Source organism: Candidatus Accumulibacter sp. ACC003, from assembly GCF_907163085.1.
GTDB lineage: Bacteria > Pseudomonadota > Gammaproteobacteria > Burkholderiales > Rhodocyclaceae > Accumulibacter.
The window spans coordinates 1-22,329 of sequence record NZ_CAJQTX010000005.1; the positions used below are offsets into that span (position 1 = coordinate 1).

Below are 22,329 nucleotides of genomic sequence, written 5' to 3' on the forward strand. Positions count from 1 at the left end.
AGCTGACGAGCGGCATCCGGATCAACAACGGCGGCAAGGAACGGTTGTTCGTCGAACTGCAGGCCAGCGGCAACGCGCTCCAGATGCCGGCCGCGCGGCGCGACGCCTTCGATCTGCAGCGTGACTGGTTCGCCGCCGACGGCAAGCCGCTCGGCAATCGGCCGCTGCGCGTCGGCGAGACGGCGATCGTTCGCCTGCAGGTCAAGACGCCCGGTCGTTACGCCAACGGCCTGATAGTGGACCACATCCCGGCGGGTCTCGAGATCGAAAACGCCAATATCGTCCAGGGCGAACAGTCGGTGCTCACCATCGACGGCGTCGACCCGCGGCAGGCGATGCTGCACGGCGATATCCGGCACGTCGAGTTCCGCGACGACCGCTTCGTCGTCGCCGCCCGGATCGCCGGCAAGATGCAGTTCTTCTACCGCGTTCGCGCGGTCACCCCCGGACGCTTCGTGGTGCCGCCAAGCTACGCCGAAGACATGTACCAGCCCGAGGTCTACGGTCTGGCCGGCGGCGGTGAAACGTTGCAGATCGTCGACGGCAGGGAAGCCGGCGCCGCGAAATGAAGCGCCAGCCGCAGCTGGCGCTGGCCACAGCGCTGGCGCTGCTGCTCGTCGCCGACCAGCTGTGGCCACCGCCGCTGGCCGGCGGCGCGGCGCCACACGCACAGCTCGTCGTCGCCCGTGACGGCACGCCGCTGCGCGCCTTCCCCGACCAGGCGCACATCTGGCGCCACCCGGTGCGCGTCGAAGACGTCTCGCCGCGCTACCTCGAAGCGCTGGTCGCCTACGAGGACCGCAGCTTCTGGTGGCATCCCGGCGTCAACCCGTGGTCACTGCTGCGCGCCGGCTGGCAATGGCTGCGGCAAGGGGAGATCGTTTCCGGCGGCTCGACGCTGACCATGCAGGTCGCCCGCCTGCTCGAAGAGACGCCGCGGACGCTGGCCGGCAAGCTGCGGCAAATCGCCCGTGCCGTGCAGCTTGAGCTGCGCCTCTCGAAGCGCGAGATCCTCGAGTTGTACCTCAGCTATGCGCCGATGGGCGGTGTCGTCGAGGGCGTCGAGGCCGCCAGTCGCGCCTATCTCGGCAAATCGGCGCGCGATCTGAGCGCTTCGGAAGCGGCGCTGCTGACCGTGCTGCCGCAGGCGCCGTCGCGGCTACGGCCCGACCGCTACCCCGAGCGCGCCCGCGCGGCGCGCGACAAGGTGCTCGATCGCCTGCAAGTGCGCTGGAGTCCGGCAACGATCGCCGACGCCCGCCAGGAACCGGTGATCGCCCTGAGCATCCGCGAACCGCTGCTCGCACCGCTGCTCGCCGAACGCCTGCGGCGGCTCAAGCCAGCTGCGGCGCGCGTCGACAGCACCGTCGACGCGGCCATCCAGCAGACCGTCGAACACCTGCTGGCGACGCGCCTGGCGGTCCTGCCGGCGCGCGTGTCGATGGCCGCGCTGGTCGTCGACAACGCCAGCCTCGAGGTCCGCGCCTACGCCGGCTCGGCCGATTTCACCGACAACGAGCGCTTCGCGCACGTGGACATGGTGCGCGCCGCTCGCTCGCCGGGGTCGACGCTGAAACCCTTCCTCTACGGGCTGGCGCTCGACGAGGGGCTGACGCACTCGGAATCGCTGCTGGCCGACGTACCGCAGTCTTTCTCGGGTTACCAGCCGGGCAATTTCCAGGCCGACTTCAGCGGCCCGGTGAGCGCCTCGGAAGCGCTGCGCAAATCGCTCAATGTACCGGCGGTCGAAGTCCTCGAGCAGCTCGGGGCAAGGCGCTTCGTCGCGCTGCTGCGCCGCGGCGGACTCAAGCTGGAATTGCCGCGCGGCGCGGCGCCGAATCTCAGCGTCATTCTCGGCGGCACGGCGGTGAGCCTCGAAGGTCTGGTCGGCGCGTACACCGCGCTGGCGCGCGCCGGCGTCAGCGGCCGGCCGCGCTATTTTGCCGACGCGCCGCTCGAAGAGGCGCGGATGATGAGCGCCGGCGCCGCCTTCATCATCCGCGACATCCTCGAATCGGGCGGACCGCTGGCGCGACTGGTCGACGACGGCGTCGGCGAACGCCGCGGCATCGCCTGGAAAACCGGTACCAGCTTCGGCTTCCGCGACGCCTGGGCGCTCGGCGTCAGCGACCGCTTCACGATTGGCGTCTGGATCGGCAGGCCCGATGGCACACCCAACCCCGGTTTCTTCGGCGCCAACATCGCCGCGCCGCTGCTGGTCGATATCTTCTCGGCGATCGACGACGCCGCGCCGCGTGCACGAACGCCGCCAGCGAGCGTTTCGCCGGCAATCATCTGCTGGCCGCTGGGGCTACGCCGCGAGGCGACACCGCCCGAGCTCTGTCATCAGCAGCGAACGGCGTGGCTCCTCAACGGCACCGCGCCACCGACCTTCCCCGACCGCCTGCGCGCCGGCGCCGCGCGCTACGTCGACTACCGCGATGCCAGCAGCGGCCTGCGCGTCCGCGCCGCTTGCGCCGCTGGTCAGATGCACGCCGTCGACATGGCGCGCTGGCCGGCCGCCGTCGAACCCTGGCTCGACGGCGCGACGCGACAGCGCGCGCTGCCGCCCGAATGGGCGCCCGCATGCCGCAGCGCGCGCGCCCCCGAGGGCGGCTTGCGAATCGTCGGCGTCAGCGACGGCGAGAGCATCCGCCGCGCCGGCAACGGCCCGGCGCCCGAACTACGCCTCGAAGCGCGCGGCGGCCAGGAAGAGCTGATCTGGCTGCTGAACGGCCGCCAGATCGCCCGCCTGCCCGCCAGGCACGCGCTGCAGCAGCGCTTCAACGACGCCGGCCGCTACCAGATCACGGTCATGGACGACGCCGGTCGCTACGACAGCGTCGAAATCAGCGTGCGCTGAATACGGCCGGCGGGCCTGGATTCACCGAGCGCAAGCGATTTCCTCGCCATGACGGTGTGGGTGCGTGCATCGATCGCGCCGCTGCTTGCCGGGACCTGGAGGCGCCACCTATACTCTCGTGGCCGGCGCCGGGTCTCGCGTCCCGGCAGCCCTCCTGCCACAAAACCAACAACAACCAGCGCGGCGAGCGCTGGCGATGCCAACGAGTCGCGATGAAACCTGGACGAAACGACGCCTGCCCGTGTGGCAGTGGCCGCAAATACAAGAGCTGCTGCCTGAGTAGCGGTGCTGTCGGAAGCGCGCCGAGTCGTCCGGCGAGCGTCTCGTCGGCGTCGATCGACCCGGAGCGCTTGCTGGCGATGTTCAGAGCTGGCCGTTACGCCGAGCTGGAGTCGGCTCTGCGCGTGCTGGTCGAGCGGCCACCGCCATCGGGCTTTCTATGGACGCTGCTCGGCGCCAGCTTGCAGGCGCAGGGCAAGGATAGCGTCTTCGCCTGGCAGCGCGCGACGACGCTGGCGCCCGGCGATTTTGACGCGCAGACGGGTCTCGGGAGGGCTTTCGTCGAAAGCGGGCGTTTTACCGACGCGGCCGACAGTTTCCGGCGGGCCTTGGCAATCCAGCCCGAGAATCCAGCGGCGCAGTTCCACCTTGGCGACACGCTACGGCTGCTCGGCCGCTGCAAAGACGCGGTGGCGCTGTTGCGCAGCGCTGCGGACAAGGCCCCGGACTTCGCCGAAGCGCTGATGTCGCTCGCCGCAGCGCTCGGCGAGCTCGGCCAATTCGGCGAAGCCGAAGCCAACTGCCGGCGGGCCGTCGAATTGGCACCGGAGTACGCGGCCACGCATTTCGCGTTGGGTAATATCCTGCGCGACGCGGCGCGTCCCGAGGAAGCGCGGGACTGCTTTGCCGCGGCGCTGCGCGTTGAGCCGAACTACGTCGCGGCGCTCGGCAACCTCGGCAATGTGCTGCAGGAACTCGGGAGTTTCGGCGACGCGGAAGAGTGCTATCGCCGTGCGCTGCAGCTGAACCCCGACTACGCCAACGCCAGTGCCAATCTCGGCAAGCTGTTCGTCGAACAGAACCGTTTTGCCGACGCCGAAACGTGTTATCGCCGGGCGCTGAGCCGGCAAGCGCAGAACGCCGAGATTCTCGAACGACTCGGCGGCGTACTGCTCGAACTCGGCCGCCCGGACGAGGCCAGGGACTCTTTTCTGCAGGCACTGCGCGTCCAGCCCGAACGCATCAGCGCGCGACTGGCGCTGACCACCGCGGCCTTGCCGGTGATCGCGCAAACCGCCGCCGAGGCGACGGCGGTGCCGGCCTTGTTCAGTCAGGCACTCGACGAACTGTCGGACTGGCTGCAGGCCGACGCCGCGCGGCAGCCGTGCCTGGCCGACCTGGCGGCGGCGCAGCAACCATTCATGCTCGCCTACCGCTACGGCAATCACCGCGAACTGCTGTCGCGCTACGCCGACCTGCTCGCCGCATGCCTGGGGCCGCAAAGAGATCTGCCGCCAGCGCGAGCGCAGCGCGACAGGATTCGCCTGCTGGTGATATCGCATCACATCCGCCGCCACTCGGTATGGGACATCGTCTTGCGCGGCTTGCTGCGGCATCTCGATCGCACGCGATTCGAGGTCCTGGTCTATCACCTTGGCAACGTCGAGGACGACGAAACCGCTTTCGCGCGCACGCTGGTCGATCACTGGCGCGACCGGCGGACGATTGCCGACGCCAGCGGCTGGCTGGCCGCAGCTCGCGAAGACCGCGCCGACGTGATCTTCTACCCCGAGATCGGCATGTCGTCGCTGTCGTACTTCCTGGCCGCGCATCGCCTGGCGCCGCTGCAGGTGGCCAGCTGGGGGCACCCGATCAGCACCGGCCTGGCGAGCATCGACGTCTTTCTCTCGGGCGACCTGCTCGAAGCGCCGGATGCCGATGCGCACTATCGCGAACGGCTGCTGCGCCTGCCCGGCACCGGCTGCTGCACGACGCCGCGAGCGCTCGTCGCCGAGCCGATCGCCGACGTCGAGGCGGCCTTGCTGGCGATGGACGGCACGCGTTTCGTCATCGCTCAGCGCGCCATCAAGTTCGCTCCCGCCGACGATGCGATCTACGCGAAGATCGCGCTGGCCAGCGGCGCCAGCGTCTTCATCGTTCTCCGCGATCCGCTTTGTCCGTGGGCCAGCGAGCAGATCATGGCGCGCCTGCAGTCGCAGTTCCGCGACCACGGACTCGATCCAGCCCGCCATCTGCTGCTGATCCCCTGGCTGTCGCCGGCAAAGTTTCTCGCCTTGCTCGATCTTTGCGATGTCTACCTCGACTGCCCGGCTTTTTCGGGCTACACGACGGCGTGGCAGGCGATCCATCGTGGTCTGCCAATCGTTGCCCTGGAAGGGCACTACCTGCGTCAGCGCCTCGCCGCGGGCCTGCTGCGCAAAGCCGGCCTGAGCGATTACGTTGCCTCGTCGGTGGCCGATTACGTGACGATTGCCGCGCGCCTGGCCGGCGAATGCCGCGATGGCGATCGCCGACGGGCGCTGCGCGCGGCGGTGCTCGCCGCCGCGCCAGCGGTCGATGACAACGTCGCCGTCGTGCGCGCCTTCGAGGAGTGCCTGGCAACGGCTCTCGAAGTGTCGAGCGCGCGGCTTTAGCTCCCCCGCCATCGTGGCCAATCGGCGGCGGGCGTGACGGCCCGGCTCGCCCATCAACGGTACCCTGGCGCACCGGTCGGCACCGCGAACCTTTGCCGCGGCTCACGGACCAATGGCTGTTGAATGGCCGGCCGGAGAGCAAGAGAGTAATGCACATGAAAATTGCGGGATCGTGGTCGCGACGACTGGCGCTGAGCCTGGCGCTGCTGTTCGTCGTCCCGGTCGGCGTCGCGGTCAGCCAGCATCTTGGCAATGACGCCCAGGCCAATGATTGGCGTACGGCACGGCAAGACAGCAGTGGCCAGGCGCCCGACCCCCAACAAACGCCGGCAGCGCTGATCCAGGTCTACGCGGCACGTGCTTTCGGTTGGCGCGGAGCCTTCGGCGTGCATACCTGGATCGCCACCAAACCGATGCACGGCGAACGTTACACGCGCCTGGAAGTGGTCGGCTGGGGCGTGCAGCGCGGCATCAATGCGGTGCGCATCGAACACGGCGAAGCCGACGGTTACTGGTACGGCAACGCGCCGACGCTGATTCGTGAAGTCCGCGGCGGCGCCGAGGTCGACGCGCTGATCGCCCGTCTGCACGCGGCGGCGCAGGCCTATCCGTACCAGCACGAATATCGGCTGTGGCCGGGTCCCAACAGCAATACCTTCATCGCCTACCTGGGTCGGGCGGCACCCGAACTGCACCTCGATCTACCGCCGACGGCAATCGGCAAGGATTACCTGCCGGCAGGCGATCTGTTTGCCAGCGCGCCGAGCGGCGGTGGCTTGCAGTTTTCGCTGCTCGGCTTGCTCGGCTTGACGATCGCCGCCGAAGAAGGCGTCGAGGTCAATGTGCTGGGCCTGTCGCTGGGTATCGACGTCTCGCCGCCGGCACTCAAGCTACCTGGCTTGGGCCGTCTGGGGATGGCCAGCCACGATTAGCGGCGACGCAGCTCGCCGACGCGTCGTCAATGCGCCAAGGCTTCGCATTCAGCGCTGAAGCATGACTGCGCCAGCCCAGTACTGGCAAGGCGTTGCGGTGGGCAGGCAAAAAAGGTTTCGCACAAGGGAGCTAGACAGCCGGGGGGACTTCTGGCAGGATAGGTGGAGGGTCATTGGTCCACGTTTCAGCCGGAGGTATCGTGGTGGTTGCAACGAGCGAAGGGGAGTGGGTGCACTGCGGTCGCGTATTCAGCGCCGCGGAGATCGCCGAGGTGTGCGGGACGGTGGCGTGGCTGCCGGGATTGGCGCGCAAGGAGTTGGCGGCGACGGTCTGCGAGCACCTGGGGTGGACCACTCTGACAGGGACGGCGAAGATCAGCGCCTGCCTGGAGTTTCTGGAGCGTTTGCAGGCGGCCGGGCTGCTGACACTGCCGGCGATAAGGCCGTCGTCAGCACGCCGTTGCGCGCCGCCCGCGGCACCCGTAGATACGGTCACCGGGGAGCTTCCCGTGCACTGCGCCCTGTCGGCACTCGCACCGGTCTGCCTGGAAGTCGTTCGCGACGCGGCGTTGGTGGCGCAGTGGGATGCGCTGGTGGCGCGCTGGCACCCACTGGGTTTCCAGGGGGCCTTCGGCTACCGCCTGCGCTACTTCATCACGGCGGGCGACCGGCGGCTCGGCAGCGTCCTGCTGGCCGGCGCTGCCCGCGCGGTCGCCGTGCGCGACCGCTGGATCGGCTGGACGGCCCAGGCCCGCCGCGAGAACCTGGCGCGGGTGGTGAACAACAGCCGCTTCCTGATCTTTCCCCACGTCCGGGTGCCGCATCTGGCCAGTCATGTGCTCGGACAACTCGCGCGCCGCGCACGCGCGGACTGGCTCGATCACTGGGGCTTCGAGCCCCTGTTGCTGGAGACTTTCGTCGATCCTCGTCACTATACCGGCACCTGTTACCGCGCGGCCGGTTGGCAGTTGCTCGGGGCAACCAGCGGGCGCGGGCTGGCCCGCCCCGGCCAGTCGTATCGCAGCACGCCCCGCCAGGTGTGGCTCAAACCGCTGAGCGCCGATTGTCGCGACCGGCTGTGTGCCGCCCCTGGGAGCTCCCGGCCATGAGCAAACCCTGCCGTCGCCCGACACGCGCTGCCCTCAAGGAGCTGCGCTCAGAGAAGAAACGGCAGGAAAAGGCACTGAACGCGAAACGGCGCGCGAGTGGACAAGTCCTCCACTCCCCCACTTCTCTGCCCAACCGATGCTCAGCCTTCGCGACCGTCGGCGAGGAAAGGGAGGCCCGCGAGGACGCCGTGAGCAAAAAGACGCGTCTCCTGCGCAAAGAGCTACCCGCCTTGCTCGAGCAACTGGAACAAATTCCCGACCCGAGAGACCCCAGGAAGCGCCGCCACAAGCTGACCGCGCTGCTGCTTTACGGTCTGCTGATGTTCGTCTTTCAGTTCTCCTCTCGGCGCGAGACCAACCGCGAAATATCCCGTCCCCAGTTCATGGCCAACCTCCACCTGCTGTTCCCGGAGATCGAGACCCTACCACACGCCGACACCCTGTTTCGGCTGCTGCGCGACATCGACCTTGACCACCTTGAGCAGGCCCACGTCGATCTGGTGAAGCGGCTGATCCGCGGCAAGAGCTTCCGCCGCTATCTGATCAACCACTGCTACCCCATCGCCATCGACGGCTCGCAGAAGGTCGCCGGCGACACCCTCTGGGCGGAGGAACTCCTCCAGCGCACCGTCGGCAAGGAGGAAACCCGCCACACCCAGTACTTCGTCTACGTCCTCGAGGCCAGCCTGGCTTTCCACAACGGCCTGGTCGTCCCACTGCTCAGCGAGTTCCTCGAACACGCGCTGGGCGATACCGAAGCGCAAAAGCAGGACTGCGAGCTGCGCGGCTTTGTGCGCTTGAGCGACCGGCTCAAGACGCTGTTCCCCCGCCTGCCGATCCTGCTCCTGCTCGACGGCCTTTACGCCAACGGGCCGGTGATGCAGCGCTGCTTGCGCGCCCACTGGCAGTTCATGATCGTGCTTAAGGACAAGGATTTGTCCACGGTCTGGCAGGAGTTCCGCGCACTCCACGCCCTGAAGCCACAAGCCGTGCAGCGCGCTTGGGGAAGGCGCCGACAACACTTCAGCTGGGTCAACGACATCGACTACGCCTTCGCGGCCAACGGGCGTCAGCGTCTCAAGCTGAACCTGGTGGTCTGTGAGGAAAGCTGGGAAAAGATCGATGAACAGGCCAGGACCGTCACCGAAACATCGCGCCACGCCTGGCTCTCCAGCCAACCGCTCAGACAAGACAATGTCCATGAGCGCTGCAACCTCGGTGCCCGCCACCGTTGGGGCATCGAAGCGGGCTTCCTCGTCGAAAAACATCAGGGCTACCACTACGAGCATGCCTTTGCCCTCGACTGGAATGCCATGAAAGGCTATCACCTCCTCATGCGCCTGGCGCATGTGTTCAATACCCTGGCACGTTTCACCCGGCAGTTACGCAACCTGTATCAAGAACTCGGTGTGCGCGGCGCCATCGCCTTCATCCGTAATTCCTGTGCTGCGCCCTGGCTTGACCCAGCACGCCTGCGTCTGCTTCTCGCCGAACCGTTCCTGCTGCAACTCGAATAACCTTGCCCAGGCCTGCCCAACACATCTTCCCAAGCGCGGCGCACCCCGCGCCGGGAAAGGCTCGCCTGGCGATCGTAACGGCAGATTTCCTGATCCCGGCCGGGAATGTAGGTAGAATTCCGGAATTGCACGTGGCACTTTATTTTGACGGCCATGATTTTCTTATGGCATAAACCAAGCTTCGCTAGGAGTGCAAGGAGGAGCAGACGTTGAGGCAATCGTGGCTTCCAGGGTTTCCGGATGGTGCGCAGAAAGTGGGAGAAGGGTTGGCGATTCTGGAGAAGGATGGCCAAGCGATCTACTTTGTTGGGGGAGACAATTACTTCTCGCACCCCGTAGGAGACGACGCTGGCCGCAGGTTCGCTCTGACCAGCCTGATGGAGAACGGGCACGTCAAGGCGGTCGAACTGGAAAGGCCACCGCTGTGCATCCCGCACCGCACGCTGATGAACTGGGTGGGACAAAGCCGCAAAGCCGGGCCATCGTCTTTCTTTCGACCGGCGGCGGCGAGCCGGCCGCGGATCATGACGCCGGACAAGAGTGCCGAATGCGCGCGGCTGTTGAGCGAGGGAAAGCGTCCTGCCGAAGTGGCACGGCAGGTGGGCGTCCAGGAGTCGACGCTGCGCAAGGCGATCCGGCGCCAGGGCGTGCCGCAGTTGGCCGCCTTGCCGCAAGAGGCAGGGGAGTTGGAAGCGGCGAGCACCAAGAGTGAGCGCAGCCGGGCGGATGCGGAAGCCGCCGCGGGGATGGGCACCGCCTGCACGCGCGCCGACGAGCGGATCCAAACGGCGCTGGGATTGGCGACCGGTGCGACGACGCGCTTCGAAGCGAGCCACGATGTGGCGATGGGGGGGCTGTTGGCCGGCTTGCCGGCCTTGTGCGCGAACGGGCTACTGACCGGCCTGGATCGCCATCTCAAGCTGCCCCGGGGATTCTACAGCGCCTTGCACATCCTTCTCGTCCTCGGCTTCATGGCCCTGGGGCGAATCAAGCGGCCGGAACATCTGCGACAAACCTCGCCCGGAGAACTCGGCAAAGTCATCGGCCTGGACCGGGTACCGGAAGTCCGCACCCTGCGGGAAAAGGTCCATCTGCTGGCCAAGACGGGTGACCCGGCAGCCTGGATGCGGGATCTCGCGAAGCTCTGGATGGAAAGCGAGCCAGAAGAAGCGGGTTACCTGTATGTCGATGGTCATGTTCGGGTGTATCACGGCGAGCAGGCCAGGCTGTCGAAGCGCTACGTCTCGCGCGAACGCCTGTGCCTGCGGGGCACCACCGACTACTGGGTTAACGATGCCCTGGGTCGCCCGTTCTTTGTGGTTTCGCAGCCGCTCAATGACGGACTCGCCGAGACCCTGCTCAAGGACATCGTCCCCCAACTGCTGGAGATTGTCCCGGGACAGCCGACGCCGGCCGAACTGGACGCCGACCCGACCCTGCACCGGTTTGTCATGGTCTTCGATCGGGAAGGGGCCACCCAGAGTCTCCTCGGCAGACTCTGGAAACAGCGCATCGGCGCACTGACCTACCGCAAGAACGTCAAGGACCTCTGGTCCGAAGAGGTGTTTCAGGAACAGGAAGTCCATCTGCCGGCAGGCGGCAGCACCGGGATGAAACTCGCCATGCGCGAAACCCGACTCGGCACAGGCGATGGCAGCCTGGCCGTGAGCGAAGTTCGTCGGCTGACCCAGACGGGACATCAAACAGCCGTGATCACGACCGCCCGGCAACTCGGAAACACCACCATCGCTGGGCGGATGTTCGCCCGTTGGTGCCAGGAAAACTACTTCGCGTACATGATGGAACATTATGATATTGATGGGCTTATCGAGTACGGAGACGAATCTCTTCCCGGCACTCACCAGGTCGTTAACCCCCGCTGGCGGGAACTCGACAAGGCCGTCAGGCAAACCCGCCAGAGCGAAAGAAAACTGCAGGCCGCAATCGCCAGGACGGCCTTGAACGACGGCGGCGAAATCCAGAAAAACGCCGAGTCTGTCGAAGCACTGCAGGCCGTTCAGGAGGAGCTCAAGCGACTTTGCGCGGCGCGCAAGGCAAGCCCCCGAAAGATGACGATCGACAGTCTGCCCGAGGCCGAGCGACCGACCCAACTGCCGCCGCTGAACAAGATGCTCTGCGATACCGTGAAAATGGTCGCCTACCGGGCCGAGACCGCCATGGTGGCGCTATTGCGCCGCCACTTGAAGAAGGAGGACGACGCACGTGCGCTCATTCGCGAATTGTTCGTTTCTTCCGCTGACATCGAACCGAACGCGCTAGCCAACACCCTGACCATCAAAATTCACCGGATGGCCAGCCCAGCTCATGATCGCGCTATCGCCGCGCTCCTCGAGGAACTCACCCTGCAAGATTTTCCGCATCCGGAAACCGGGGCAAGAATGACCTTCACTCTTGTCTGAAGTGCCAACCCGGTTTCCTCCGAGATCAGGAAATCTGAACGGAGCTCCCTCGACCTCTCCTGTCCCACTGACTGAACACCAAACCCCCGCGCCGCAAGCGCTCCCTTGCCGCTAGCCAACCCCCATCTGGCCGCCTCGGCGGCGAAAGTGGGCGTAACCGGCAAGTGCTGTCGATTCGGGGAGGTCATGCGTCAGGGCTGCTTCGCATTCACGGTAAATTTGTTCTCGTGCCGGGATCAAGGTGATACGTGGCCTGTAGAATTTTTGGTCATGCGCAGGTAGTCGAAGACCAATCGGATGTTGCGGTTGAGGTGGCGCATTTTTTCGGAAATGCTGGTTTTGCCGTCGGAGAAGTGGTGCAGGATTCCGACGGCAAAGCGGCGCAGGCGTGACATGTTCTCGGGTCCGTAACCAGTCCGAATACGGCTACGGTCCTCGTCGTAGTTCCAGTCGATGACGTAGTGACAGCGGTTCTCTATCGACCAATGGCCGCGATTGATGGCGAGGATTTGCTGTGGGCTGGCCTGTTCTGGAGGGCGACTGGTGATCCCGAGAGCGATTTCGTGCGTCCGCTTGCCGCTCTTCTTGTGCAGCACTTCGCGCTCGATCAAGAACACCTGGCCGACATACGGGAAGTCGAGATAGGCGTTGAGGGCATTGCTGCACCAAATACGCCGAGTCTCGATCCGACCATGGTCAGGTGGCGAAACCGCCACGAAGTCTGCCCCCTTCCGATCCTGGAAGAGGAGCGCGATATCGGCTTGCAGTGTTGGCTGATTGCCTTTGACCGTGAAGTGATAGTGCGCCTTGCGCTCCACCAGGTAGGTCGCCAGCTTGCGCTGTGTCAGTAGCGCGTCGGCGGTGATGTCCTTGCCCTGAATATCGATCGCATCGAGCAGGGGTATGAACATCCCGATTTCATTGGTCTGCTTGAGCTCGTCCCCGCCATTTACGGGCAAGGTGCCGACTTTTTTTGGGTGTGACACACGCCGGTCTGATGCCCGACCACGCTCATGATGTGTGCTTGCTGACCGTGCTCGTCATGGGCATTGCGCATGGTCTTGCCGTCGACCGCCAGACTGGGGTCGTCTTGAGCATAGGCCTTGTTCCACTGCTGACACGCTTGATCGAGCGCCATGGGATCGACACGGATCAGGACGTCACGAATGATGAACTCGCTGGGTACGCGGTAAACGCCCTTCTCGCGACGACAGCGGAAACGCTCGCGTGCTTTCGGTGTGAGGTCTTTGGCCCACCCGGCGATGGCTTTGTAGCCCCGCATTCCGCACAAGACCGCCGCCGTGGCGATGGCCAGAACGGCAGGAAGGGGGTGACGCCTTCCTTGCGCGCGCCGCGGGTAGGCGATGCCGGCAAAGAAATCGGGAAGCGTGCGCATCTGTTCGGCGGTGAGCATCATCCTGGGCGCTCCTGTGCGATAGCGGGGGTTGAGTATCGAGCGGGAAAGTTGGCCGCGAGCGTCCGCCTGCAAGGGGCGAACAAAGACAACTTTGGGCGACGTCGGGTGGGCGCTGTAGCCTTCTCGGGTGCGGCGAAAGCCTTGCGTCAGCCCCAGAGGCGTCCAGTTCGCGGCGCGATAGACTGTCCCCTGGAAGCGCGAGGGGTCCACAAAGGTCTCCAGCAGTAACAGCGGCTTCCCGAAATGCGCCTGCCAATCCTCGGCGACCCGTCGCTCGCACAGCGAGAGCACCTTGGAGCCGAGATTGGGGTAATGCCAATCGGGAAGGATCAGAAAGCGACTGTTGTTGGCGACCAGGCCCAAGCGATCGTACTGATGCCGATAGTCCCAGCCGATCCAGCGGTCACGAACGCCGCATTTCCAGGCCGCCGCAGAGAAACTCAGCAGGGCCGTCCACTTTTCGCCGTAGGTGGCCACGTACCAAAGCGTGTGCCCGATCTTCGCCAGGTCGCCCAGGTAGTGATGCTCTGCCATCAACTCCCGATAGCGAGCCTCTTCGCTCTTGCCCACCAAGCGAACACGCAATGCACCAAGAACGCTTTCCATGCGCCATTTATACGGACTTCCGGCGCAGATGTCCAGGGGGAAGAACTAACTGCTTGATTGCCCGTGCGTTGCCTGAGAGGACAAATCCACCCTGGCTTCGCATTCACGGCGCTTTACAGCAGGCAATCGTCTGCCTATAATCCGCGTTCTTTCGGGCCAGGGGGTATAGCTCAGCTGGGAGAGCGCTTGCATGGCATGCAAGAGGTCCGCGGTTCGATCCCGCGTACCTCCACCAACAAGCCGAAAGAAGTTCCGGGTCCCCATCGTCTAGAGGCCTAGGACACTACCCTTTCACGGTAGGTACCGGGGTTCGAATCCCCGTGGGGACGCCAGTATTGGCCTATACGGCGCAGCGGAACACCGCGCTGCGGCCTCGCTTTCTCGTTGTTTCCTTCCCTTTCCGCTTTCCCTTCGTCTTTCCCGATCTCGGAAAGCCCCGCGGAGTGTCCAGGCCAGCTGGCCGCCGACGTGAATTGCGCGTACGCCCCTACAACGCGCTGTCTGTAGCGATGGCGACCAGCGCCGAGCTGGCGAAAGACGTCTTGCGGAATCCCTGTACGCCCTGCTCTTCCACCCGCTTACCCGCCGCGACTCGATTCGTGGCAACCTCAAACGGAGCCCCCCATGAAAGGCGACAAAACGGTCATTCAGCTGCTCAACAAGCAGCTGGCCAACGAGCTTGCAGCAATCAACCAGTATTTCCTGCACGCGCGGATGTACAAGAACTGGGGTTTCAACGCCCTCGGCAAGCACGAGTACGAAGAATCGATCGAAGAGATGCAGCACGCCGACAAGATCATCGAGCGCCTGCTGTTTCTTGAGGGCCTGCCGAAAATGGAGATGCCCAAGCTGTTGATTGGCGAGAACGTTCCCGAGTGCCTGAGCGGCGACCTCAAGCTCGAGCGCGGCGCGCATGCCGACCTGATCGCCGGCGTAGCCCACTGCGAGTCGGTGAAGGACTACGTTTCTCGCGACCTGCTGCAGGAGATCCTCAACGACACCGAAGATCACGTCGACTACCTCGAAACGCAGCTCGAGCTGATCGAAAAGGTCGGCGTGCAAAACTATCTGCAGACGCAGATGGGCGTGGCATCCGGCGATTGAGCATCCGCCAGCGCGGTCGGGGCCAGAGGGGCGTATCGCCTCCATCGTCCCGGTCGCGCGTGCCCGCATTGGCCGCGCTCCGGGCACCCTGCCGCTATTCCGGCTGGCGCGAATCGATGCTGATCGTCACCGGGCCATCGTTGACCAGGTGAACCTGCATATCAGCGCCGAAGACGCCGGTGGCGACGCGGCGTCCGAGTGCCACTTCCAGCCGCGCGACAAAGCGCTCGAAAAGCGGCTGCGCGACTTCCGGTGGCGCCGCGCGGCTCCATGAAGGACGGTTGCCTTTACGGGTCGATGCGAAGAGCGTGAACTGGCTGACTGCCAGCACCTCGCCATCGGCATCGACGACGCTGCGATTCATCACGCCCTCGGCATCGGCAAAGATGCGCAGCCTGCCCAGTTTGGCGGCCATCCAGTCGAGGTCGGCGGCGGCGTCGCAGGCTTCGAAGCCGGCCAGGACCAGCAGGCCTCTAGCAATACTGCCGCTGACCTGGCCATCGACTTCGACACGCGCCGCAGCGACGCGCTGGACGACGACCCTCATGGTGACGCCGCACGTTCCGGCGCGCACTCCAGATTCTTGACCATGCACGTCGCCGATGCCGGGCACAGGCGGCGGAACTGGGCGGTTTCGGCAATCGCCGCCGGCACCGCGTTTCGCGCCAGCGGCCGGAAACCGTGGCCCGCAAAGAAGTCCTGCGCGGAGGTGGTCAGCAGAAAGACCTGTTCTCGCCGCATCGTTCTCGCCCGTTCCTCCAGCGCCTCTAGCAGCCGAGCGGCCAGCCCGCGCCGTCGGTAGGCCGGCGCTACGGCCAACGAGCGCAACAGCAGCTCGCCGCCACACGACTCGAGGGCGGCGGCGGCGATCAGGCCAGCATCGTCGCGACAGACCAGAAACGCCGGCAAATGCTGCGTTTCGAGGTCGGCGATCGGCAGGGCGCATTCATCAAGCAGGGCGAGCAAGGCCGGCAACTCGTCGAGCCGTGGCTCGCTCATCGCCAAGGGCGCCGATGCCACGCTCTTCAGCTTCCCGGTACGCCGCGTTGTTCGCCGGGCGCCAGCCAGCGCACCGTGTTGTGCAGCGGTTCCGGCTGCAACGTCACGTGCGTGATGCTCTGCTCGGCCAGCGCCTGGCGGCTGGCGGCGAGCACCGCCGGCCAGTGCGCCAGCGATTCGACGACCAGATGTGCCGACAGCGCGATGCGGTTCGAAGACAAGGTCCAGATATGCAGATCATGCACCGAGGCGACGCCCGGCACGCCGGCCAGCAGGCGACCGATCTGCTCGGTGGACAGGCTCACCGGTACGCCTTCCATCAGCGCCTGCAGGACCTCACGCAACAGGCGCAGACTGGAAACGAGCATCAGCGCGCAGATCAGCAGCGACAGCAGCGGGTCGACGGTCATCCAGCCGGTCCACATGATCACCGCCCCGGAGACCAGCGCGGCGACCGAGCCGAGCAGGTCGCCGAGGACGTGCAGCAGCGCGCCGCGGGTATTCATCGTCTGCTCGCCGTGCATCAGCAACCAGGCGACGCCGATGTTGAGGCACAGGCCAATCGCCGCAACGACGGTCACCGCTTCGCCGTTGACTTCGCCGGGTTCGAGAACGCGGCGCACCGCCATCACCGAGATGCCGACCACCACCAACACCATGAAGACGACGTTGGCCAACGCCGCCAGTGTCTCGACACGGCCGTAGCCGTAGGTGTGGCGTTGCGTCGGCGGCCGCTGCGACAGCCAGGCGGCAAAAGCGGCGAGGCCCAGCGAGGCGCTGTCGGTGACCATATGGCCGGCGTCGCCGAGCAGCGCCAGCGACCCCGACCAGAAACCGGTCGCCGCTTCGACGGCGGCAAAGCCGAGCGTCAATACCAGCGCCCAGATCAGGCGTGGGCCGGCGTCGGCGTGGTGGTGATGGGCGTGGCCGCTGTGGTCGTGGTCGTGCTCATGGTCGTGAGCGGCGTGGTGATCGTGTTGCTCGTGCGGATGGTGATCGTGGGGAGTGTGCTCGCTCATGGTGCCGGCATTTTAATGTGAAAGTCGCGGCCGCGACTCTCGAATCTTTCTTTTCCCCGCTGCGGAAGAAGGATGAGCTTGTGGTCTGTAGTTTGACGCAGATTGCGGACGACGCCCTGAAGTCAGACCGACGGGCGAGAGCAAATGCTTGTGCAACAGGGAAAGGTCGCTATCGGCGGAACTTCCATACGGCTTCTCTGAAGGACGGAACGAGCTGAATGGCGCGACGCGCCTGCCTGTCGCTAAGCCTATTTGACCGGCCAATGAGCGGTTGGCGGAAACGTGTCCAAAGCGTAGATGACTTTGGATGGCTTGCTGTAGCACGAAGGTGCTACAGTTGTTTCTCGCTTATGAAATGACTGGAGTCAACCATGCCCACGACGACGATCCGTTTGCCGGACGACCTCAAAGCTCGCGTTGCCGAAGCAGCCAAACGTTCCGGTACCACCACCCATGGTTTCATCCTCGCCGCCATTGCGGAGAAGGCGGAACACGAAGAGCGACGCGCAGATTTCAATCAGGCCGCAGAGAATCGCTATGCCAAAATCACCACCTCTGGAGAAACGATTTCCTGGCAGGAAATGCGCGCCTTTCTCGAAGAACGCCTTGCCGGGAATTCGGTGCCCGCCCCCACACCACGCCAGCGCGTGCGCTGACAATGTCGCGCATCGAATTGGCGCCTGAGGTCGGTGACGATTTTGATCGCATCCTGGACCACCTCGCCAGGTATAAGGTCGAGCAAGCTGCATCACGCATACGGGAAATCGTCGAAGCGATCAACGTACTGGAGTCCAACCCGCTGATCGGCAGACCGGCACGAGACGGCATGCGGGAACTGGTGATCGGGCGTCGGGCGCACGGCTATCTGGCCTTGTACCGTTATGTTGCCGAGTTGGACATCGTTTTTGTCCTTGCCGTACGCAGTCAGCGGGAAGCGGGTTTCGTCGGTGACTAGGCTGGCCTGACCGTGCGGGCGCCAGCCGCAGCGCCGCGACCCACCCCACGGCGCTCGACACCGTCACTGCGCGGAGCGCAGCGACGCGGCAGTCCAGCAAACCGGCCGGCCACGTGCTCATGACCGCCAGCCGGGATCGCCGCTCATTGACTCACGCAGTTGGCCGAAACAGCGCGCCGCTGGCCACCCCTCTCGCCGTCCGCAACAGAGTCAGCAGCCAGATCGCCACGAGCAGGCACCAGCAGCCGATTCCGAACGCTTCGACGCCGCCCAGGCTGGCGTCATGAGCGAGCCGGAAGCTGGCCGAGACAAAGGCCCCGAGCGGAAAGGTGAAGCCCCACCACGACAGCGCGAAAGGTAGCATTCCCCGCCGCCAGGCGGCCGCTGTGAGCAGCGCGGCCATCACCACCCACCAGGCGCCGAAGCCCCACAGGAGCAGGCTGACGAAGACCAGCGTGCCGCCTGGCACCGCCACCGGCAATTGCTCGGCAAGATTCAGCAGGCTCAGGGAAATCGCGCCGATCGGCCCGAGATGTATCCACACTGTCGGCGCCAGGGGGCCGAAGGCAGGCTTGGCCAGATACTTGCGCTGCAACGTCAGGGCCAGCAGGCTCAGGTACATCAGCGAACCAGCACCGAGCCCGACGACATTGGCCAGCAACGCCAGCTCGCGCGCACTCCCGTGCAGGTGGCCAAGCAGCGGCCCACCAGCAACCGGGATCACCACCAGGCCGACCGCCGGGATGAAGATCGCTGGTGTCACGTGCTCCAGCGCGACGTGCTCGCCGCTGAAGATCGCGTAGAGCACGGCAAAACTGAAAACGAAGGTGAGCACCATCGCCGGCCACCAGAAAAGCAGCGCCAACTCGACCTGGCCGCCAAAGGCGAGGAACTCCGTCGCGATGACCAGCATGGCAATCGACAATGTCGGATAGAAGCTCGCCTGCACCGGGTGCTTAAAGGTCGCCAGCGCCAACTCGCGGTACGCCACCCAGCGGCCCAGCCAAGGCACGAGCAACACGCAGAAAAGCAGCAGGTTGAAGTAGTGAATACCCCAGGCGAGCGGCGCGAGGATCGGCCAACGTGTAGAAAGCGTCAGCGTCGTAATCGCCAGCACGCCACTGCCCATGACTGCCGAAAACCAGCCGGGGGCGAAGTGACGGACGATCTCGGAGAACTTCGGATAGGTGGGCTGTGCGGGTAGAGCGGCGGACATCGGGAGCAATCCTTGTGTATTAGCGAACGCTAATTATCGCTCAAGAGGGCGTTATCGGGCTTGGCAGCGTGCTGGGTCGATGGTCGCACCAAGCTGCGTTGAGTAACTCCTGTAGACAGATTGGTTTTCGGTTCGTATGCTACACAACTTGCGGGCAGTGGGGGTTTCAGGCGGACCGAAACGCTTGGGTTCGGACGGTGTGTTTTTGCGACTGAGCAGGCGCGTTCGTGCTTGCCGTCAGCATATAGTACAGATTCTTACGCATTTTTATCCGGCTTATGCACCCTTGTGCGCCGAGATATATACCGACATCGGTGCCGACTAAACATTATACGAACGAACGGTATGACTGACCACATTAATCGGCAAACAGCACCTCAGATTGAGCACGCAAACTACTATCTGATGAAGATTTGGGCAAGCAGAGGCTCTCGCTTCGTCGCAAACCGCCGTCTACAACGGAAAAATCACGCTTCTCAGATGGTCCTCTCTTTTTTTGCGGTGGCGGTCATTATAGCCGGCATTTGGCTCCTGACCATCCCCCCGGAACAAAAGAGATTAGCTGACTTCATCAACTTTTTAGCGATAGATGCATCGGTGTTCATACTCGTTCTCAGCAATTTGGAATACTCAAAGAACTACGCCGTAACAGCCGACCGCATGCTCAAAGGCGCTCAAGCCCTTTCGCCGCTTCACGATGAGTTGAAAATGGCCATTCGATACGAAACGATAACGAGTGAGTTCATGCAAGGCGTTATCGGGCGTTATAACGAATAAGGATAGATCGTGCGAAGCCACGATCTGATCCGTTTGTTGGACGAGCCCGGGCCGGAGCGCTGGGCGCGCCCTCTGCAAATATCTTTTTTGGATTTACCCCGCAGGCATGAATGCCGAAGGGCGGGGAGCGGGCCGTCGCCGCGCGCTGCGGCACCGTCAGCGAAGATCGCGCAAATCCGGCCGTTTTGGCGTCCCGGCCACTGAACTCCGGGCGACCCCGTCACTCAGCTTGGGGAAACTGAAGTCCCAAAGGCGGCCGGACAGCGCTGTGAAGGCGGCTTACACGATCAGGCAGCGATCGCGACGAGCGGTGGAGCAGCGACGAAGGCGGGCGATGTTGATCGAATACGCGTCCGGACAATTGACATCACGGAGCCACAGCACGGGCAAAGCATCGCTGGCCGCTCCTTGCGCGGCGGCGTGAAGCGGCTGGGATCGAACTTCAGCAAGCGGTGCAGCAAACTGATCAGGCGCTTGCAATTGGCGTGCAGGAAGCCGAAATTGCGGGCGCGGCGAAAGCCCTTGGGCAGCACGTGCTGGAGAAGCAGCCAGAGGAAATCAGCGCCGCTGAGCGAGCGCTTTTCCGACTTGCCGGTTTGTGCGTTGCGATAGCGGAAGCTCACCCGCCCATCCTTACAAGCGAGGATGTCCTGTTCACGGATGACGCCGCGGTAGAGGTAACGACCGAGGTAGATCAAGGCCTTCTCGCCGCTGCCCACCGATTTGCAGTGCGCCACCCATTCCCGCGGATAGGACGCCGGCAGGCAAATGCCGGCCGCCTCGATCGCCGCCAGCATTTTGGCCCGGAAGACCTTGGCCATCGCCCTCTCGTTGAACAGGTAAGTGCCGTTCTTGCCGCGCCGCTTGCGTCGCCAGCGCTGCTTCGCCGCATCGATCGCTGCCGCGGGGACGACGAGATGGACATGCGGGTGGAAGTCGAGCCGACGCGAGTGCGTGTGCAGCACCGCGATGGCGCCGGGCGTGCCCTGCAACTGCCGGTCGTTCTGACTGAAGCGGTGCACCGTTTCCCAGGCACAGCGCATCAAGCCATCGAAGACGACGTCGGCGTGCGCCGCAGCGAGCCCGCGCAATTCGGCCGGCAGCGTGAAGGTCAGCAGAAAGTAGTCGGCCGGGACGAGGCGCTCTATCTGACGTTCCAGCCATTGCTGGCTCTCGTGGTGCTGGCAGTGCGGGCAAAGGCGATGGCCGCAGGAATGCGGAACGAGTTTTTGCTGATCGCAGCCTTCGCACTGGAGCTGCATCATCGGGCTGGCCGGGCCGCGGCAATCGCGCATCGCCGAGAGTGCCCGAAGCTGATCGAAGCTCAGGCGGTGGCGAAATTGCGTCATGAAGTCCGCTTCGAATTCGGCAATGACAGAGCCGAGGCGGATCATCGCGGCGTCCCCTTGCTCAGGCAAAAGCGGTCCATCAGCGCGTTGATGCGGTCGATGGCGTGATGCCGGGTTTGATCCGTCAGATGGGTGTAGCGAACCGTCGTGAGAATCGACTGATGGCCGAGAATGCTCTGCACCTCGGTGAGCTCGACGCCCGCCTCGATCAGGTGCGTGGCATAGGCGTGACGCAAACTGTGCGGCGAAATGTTTTTTTTAGCCCGCAGGATTCGACCACCGCCCGCAGTGCCTTCTGAACGCCGCTGCGATTGAGCGGTGTCCTGGCGCTGCTCGCACCTGGCAAGCCGCCGCGGCGATTGGGAAACAGCAGAACGGGATTACGGTGGCGCTGCCAGAAACAACGCAGGAGTCGGTAGGTGGCCGTCGGCAGCGGCACCAGGCGATCCTTGTTGCCCTTGGCATCGCGGATATGCACCCGCCCGCGCGCGCCGTCGATGTCGGCGACCGTCAGCCGTAAACCTTCGCCCAGGCGCAGGCCGAGACTGTAGAGTGTGAAGAAGAAGACCCGGTAACTGAGCACCTGCGTGGCCAGGAAAATCCGCTCGGTCTCCTCGACCGTGACGATGTCCGGCAGGCGCTGTGAACGCGGCGGCTTGATCAGACCGGGCGCCACCCAGGGTTTCTTCAGCACGTGCTCGTAGTAGAACTTGAGACCGTACAGATCGAGCTTGAGCGAACTCCAGGAGTGCGTCTCACGCAGGTCTGCAAAGTAGTCCAACAGGTCGGCCTCGCTCAGATCGTCGATCTGATGAGCGAAGTAATCTCCCACCCGGCGGACGGCGCGCGAATACGCGTCTATCGTCTTCGGCTGCAAGCCCTTGAGCTTCAGGTGCTTCTGGTGCAGCTCGTAGTTCGTGTCAAAAATCGTCGTTGCGACAGCGGACATCTCTTCCATCTTGCGGTAACCTCGCATTCGTCATGAACGTCCCTCGGATGAGGGGCGAGGTCACATCTTGAGTCAACGCGACGACAGCACCGGGGTTTCCTCCGCGTAGCGGCTTCGTCCAACAAGATAAACAATGAGTTTGAGGTTCAGCACGAAGATATCGACTATATCTACTTTCAGAGCATGCACCCGCACAAGTTCCATCTCACGGGATTTCAAGGCACCCTGAAGTGGCTCAAATTCCGAATTCAATATTTCCTATACATATGGGGCTTGTACATCGTGTGCGTTGTCGTCCCACCCCTACTCATCGCGGGAGGAATTTACGGATTCCCTTCATGCCTGGCGAGCATCCGCTAGTTCGTATAACCCTGCGCTCCAGAGGACGTCAGCAACCGGGCTTCGCCCGCTCGCCGCTGCCCCGAGCTTCGGCGTCATGTTTG

At 64.3% G+C, this 22,329-nt stretch carries 18 protein-coding genes, 2 tRNA genes and 2 pseudogenes; 13 read left to right on the forward strand and 9 right to left on the reverse strand.

The window, feature by feature from the left end; translation table 11 throughout:
- From QZ656_RS09830 to QZ656_RS09860, 7 genes and pseudogenes are all read left to right on the forward strand, one after another.
- Nucleotides 1-569, forward strand: a pseudogene (locus QZ656_RS09830) (alpha-2-macroglobulin family protein); the annotation flags it as partial.
- Nucleotides 566-2,863, forward strand: a complete 2,298-nt coding sequence (pbpC, locus tag QZ656_RS09835; protein ID WP_291993237.1) for a penicillin-binding protein 1C — start codon at nt 566-568, stop codon at nt 2,861-2,863. The pseudogene QZ656_RS09830 and the gene pbpC, both read left to right, overlap by 4 nt.
- A gap of 212 nt (nt 2,864-3,075) precedes the next feature.
- Nucleotides 3,076-5,517 (forward strand): tetratricopeptide repeat protein, encoded by a 2,442-nt coding sequence (locus QZ656_RS09840; protein ID WP_291993238.1) that lies wholly within the window; start codon nt 3,076-3,078, stop codon nt 5,515-5,517.
- Between the two features lie 155 nt (nt 5,518-5,672).
- Nucleotides 5,673-6,449, forward strand: a complete 777-nt coding sequence (locus QZ656_RS09845; RefSeq protein WP_291993239.1) for a DUF3750 domain-containing protein — start codon at nt 5,673-5,675, stop codon at nt 6,447-6,449.
- A 200-nt stretch (nt 6,450-6,649) separates the two neighbouring features.
- Complete coding sequence (locus QZ656_RS09850; RefSeq protein ID WP_291991618.1) at nt 6,650-7,558, forward strand: DUF4338 domain-containing protein; 909 nt, start codon at nt 6,650-6,652, stop codon at nt 7,556-7,558.
- A complete protein-coding gene (locus QZ656_RS09855; protein ID WP_291991619.1) occupies nt 7,555-9,075 on the forward strand; it encodes a transposase family protein in 1,521 nt (506 codons plus the stop codon). The genes QZ656_RS09850 and QZ656_RS09855 overlap by 4 nt, the downstream gene beginning before the upstream one ends.
- A gap of 266 nt (nt 9,076-9,341) precedes the next feature.
- Complete coding sequence (locus QZ656_RS09860) at nt 9,342-11,495, forward strand: helix-turn-helix domain-containing protein (protein WP_291991554.1); 2,154 nt, start codon at nt 9,342-9,344, stop codon at nt 11,493-11,495.
- 236 nt (nt 11,496-11,731) lie between these two features.
- On the opposite strand, the gene QZ656_RS09865 is transcribed toward QZ656_RS09860, so the two are convergent.
- Nucleotides 11,732-12,481: an ISAs1 family transposase gene (locus QZ656_RS09865; RefSeq protein WP_291991589.1), complete on the reverse strand. Its 750-nt coding sequence runs from the start codon at nt 12,479-12,481 to the stop codon at nt 11,732-11,734.
- A complete protein-coding gene (locus QZ656_RS09870; protein ID WP_291992010.1) occupies nt 12,445-13,518 on the reverse strand; it encodes a Druantia anti-phage system protein DruA in 1,074 nt (357 codons plus the stop codon). Before QZ656_RS09870 ends, QZ656_RS09865 begins: the two co-directional genes overlap by 37 nt.
- A gap of 159 nt (nt 13,519-13,677) precedes the next feature.
- Here QZ656_RS09870 and QZ656_RS09875 point away from each other — a divergent pair.
- From QZ656_RS09875 to bfr, 3 genes are all read left to right on the forward strand, one after another.
- A tRNA-Ala gene (locus tag QZ656_RS09875) sits at nt 13,678-13,753 on the forward strand.
- A 21-nt stretch (nt 13,754-13,774) separates the two neighbouring features.
- Nucleotides 13,775-13,850, forward strand: a tRNA-Glu gene (locus tag QZ656_RS09880).
- A gap of 292 nt (nt 13,851-14,142) precedes the next feature.
- The gene (bfr, locus tag QZ656_RS09885; RefSeq protein WP_291993240.1) at nt 14,143-14,622 is read left to right on the forward strand and encodes a bacterioferritin; all 480 of its coding nucleotides are present in this window, start codon (nt 14,143-14,145) and stop codon (nt 14,620-14,622) included.
- A 94-nt stretch (nt 14,623-14,716) separates the two neighbouring features.
- Here bfr and dtd read toward each other — a convergent pair whose 3' ends face one another.
- From dtd to QZ656_RS09900, 3 genes are read right to left on the reverse strand one after another with little or no spacing between them, the layout of a single operon-like run.
- Nucleotides 14,717-15,169: a D-aminoacyl-tRNA deacylase gene (gene dtd / locus QZ656_RS09890; RefSeq protein ID WP_291993241.1), complete on the reverse strand. Its 453-nt coding sequence runs from the start codon at nt 15,167-15,169 to the stop codon at nt 14,717-14,719.
- Nucleotides 15,166-15,621, reverse strand: a complete 456-nt coding sequence (gene arsN2 / locus QZ656_RS09895; protein ID WP_291993242.1) for an arsenic resistance N-acetyltransferase ArsN2 — start codon at nt 15,619-15,621, stop codon at nt 15,166-15,168. Before arsN2 ends, dtd begins: the two co-directional genes overlap by 4 nt.
- 26 nt (nt 15,622-15,647) lie before the next feature.
- Nucleotides 15,648-16,640 (reverse strand): cation diffusion facilitator family transporter, encoded by a 993-nt coding sequence (locus QZ656_RS09900; protein ID WP_291993243.1) that lies wholly within the window; start codon nt 16,638-16,640, stop codon nt 15,648-15,650.
- 371 nt (nt 16,641-17,011) lie between these two features.
- On the opposite strand from QZ656_RS09900, the gene QZ656_RS09905 reads away from it, so the two are divergent.
- Both QZ656_RS09905 and QZ656_RS09910 read left to right on the forward strand, forming a co-directional pair.
- The gene (locus tag QZ656_RS09905; RefSeq protein ID WP_291993244.1) at nt 17,012-17,296 is read left to right on the forward strand and encodes a ribbon-helix-helix protein, CopG family; all 285 of its coding nucleotides are present in this window, start codon (nt 17,012-17,014) and stop codon (nt 17,294-17,296) included.
- A gap of 2 nt (nt 17,297-17,298) precedes the next feature.
- Nucleotides 17,299-17,595 (forward strand): type II toxin-antitoxin system RelE/ParE family toxin, encoded by a 297-nt coding sequence (locus tag QZ656_RS09910; protein ID WP_291993245.1) that lies wholly within the window; start codon nt 17,299-17,301, stop codon nt 17,593-17,595.
- A 151-nt stretch (nt 17,596-17,746) separates the two neighbouring features.
- On the opposite strand, the gene QZ656_RS09915 is transcribed toward QZ656_RS09910, so the two are convergent.
- Nucleotides 17,747-18,811, reverse strand: a complete 1,065-nt coding sequence (locus tag QZ656_RS09915; protein WP_291993246.1) for a C4-dicarboxylate ABC transporter — start codon at nt 18,809-18,811, stop codon at nt 17,747-17,749.
- A gap of 345 nt (nt 18,812-19,156) precedes the next feature.
- Here QZ656_RS09915 and QZ656_RS09920 point away from each other — a divergent pair, with 345 nt between their 5' ends.
- Entirely contained in the window at nt 19,157-19,588 is a 432-nt protein-coding gene (locus QZ656_RS09920) for an SLATT domain-containing protein (RefSeq protein WP_291993247.1), read from the forward strand.
- Between the two features lie 287 nt (nt 19,589-19,875).
- On the opposite strand, the gene QZ656_RS09925 is transcribed toward QZ656_RS09920, so the two are convergent.
- The 3 genes and pseudogenes from QZ656_RS09925 to QZ656_RS09940 all read right to left on the reverse strand — a co-directional run bounded on the left by QZ656_RS09925 (nt 19,876) and on the right by QZ656_RS09940 (nt 22,138).
- Nucleotides 19,876-20,982, reverse strand: coding sequence for a transposase (locus tag QZ656_RS09925; RefSeq protein WP_291993248.1), 1,107 nt, complete (start codon nt 20,980-20,982; stop codon nt 19,876-19,878).
- Nucleotides 20,979-21,913: pseudogene (locus QZ656_RS09935) on the reverse strand (site-specific integrase). Before QZ656_RS09935 ends, QZ656_RS09925 begins: the two are co-directional and overlap by 4 nt.
- Before the next feature lie 45 nt (nt 21,914-21,958).
- A complete protein-coding gene (locus tag QZ656_RS09940; RefSeq protein ID WP_291993250.1) occupies nt 21,959-22,138 on the reverse strand; it encodes a hypothetical protein in 180 nt (59 codons plus the stop codon).
- Nucleotides 22,139-22,329: the final 191 nt, after the last annotated feature.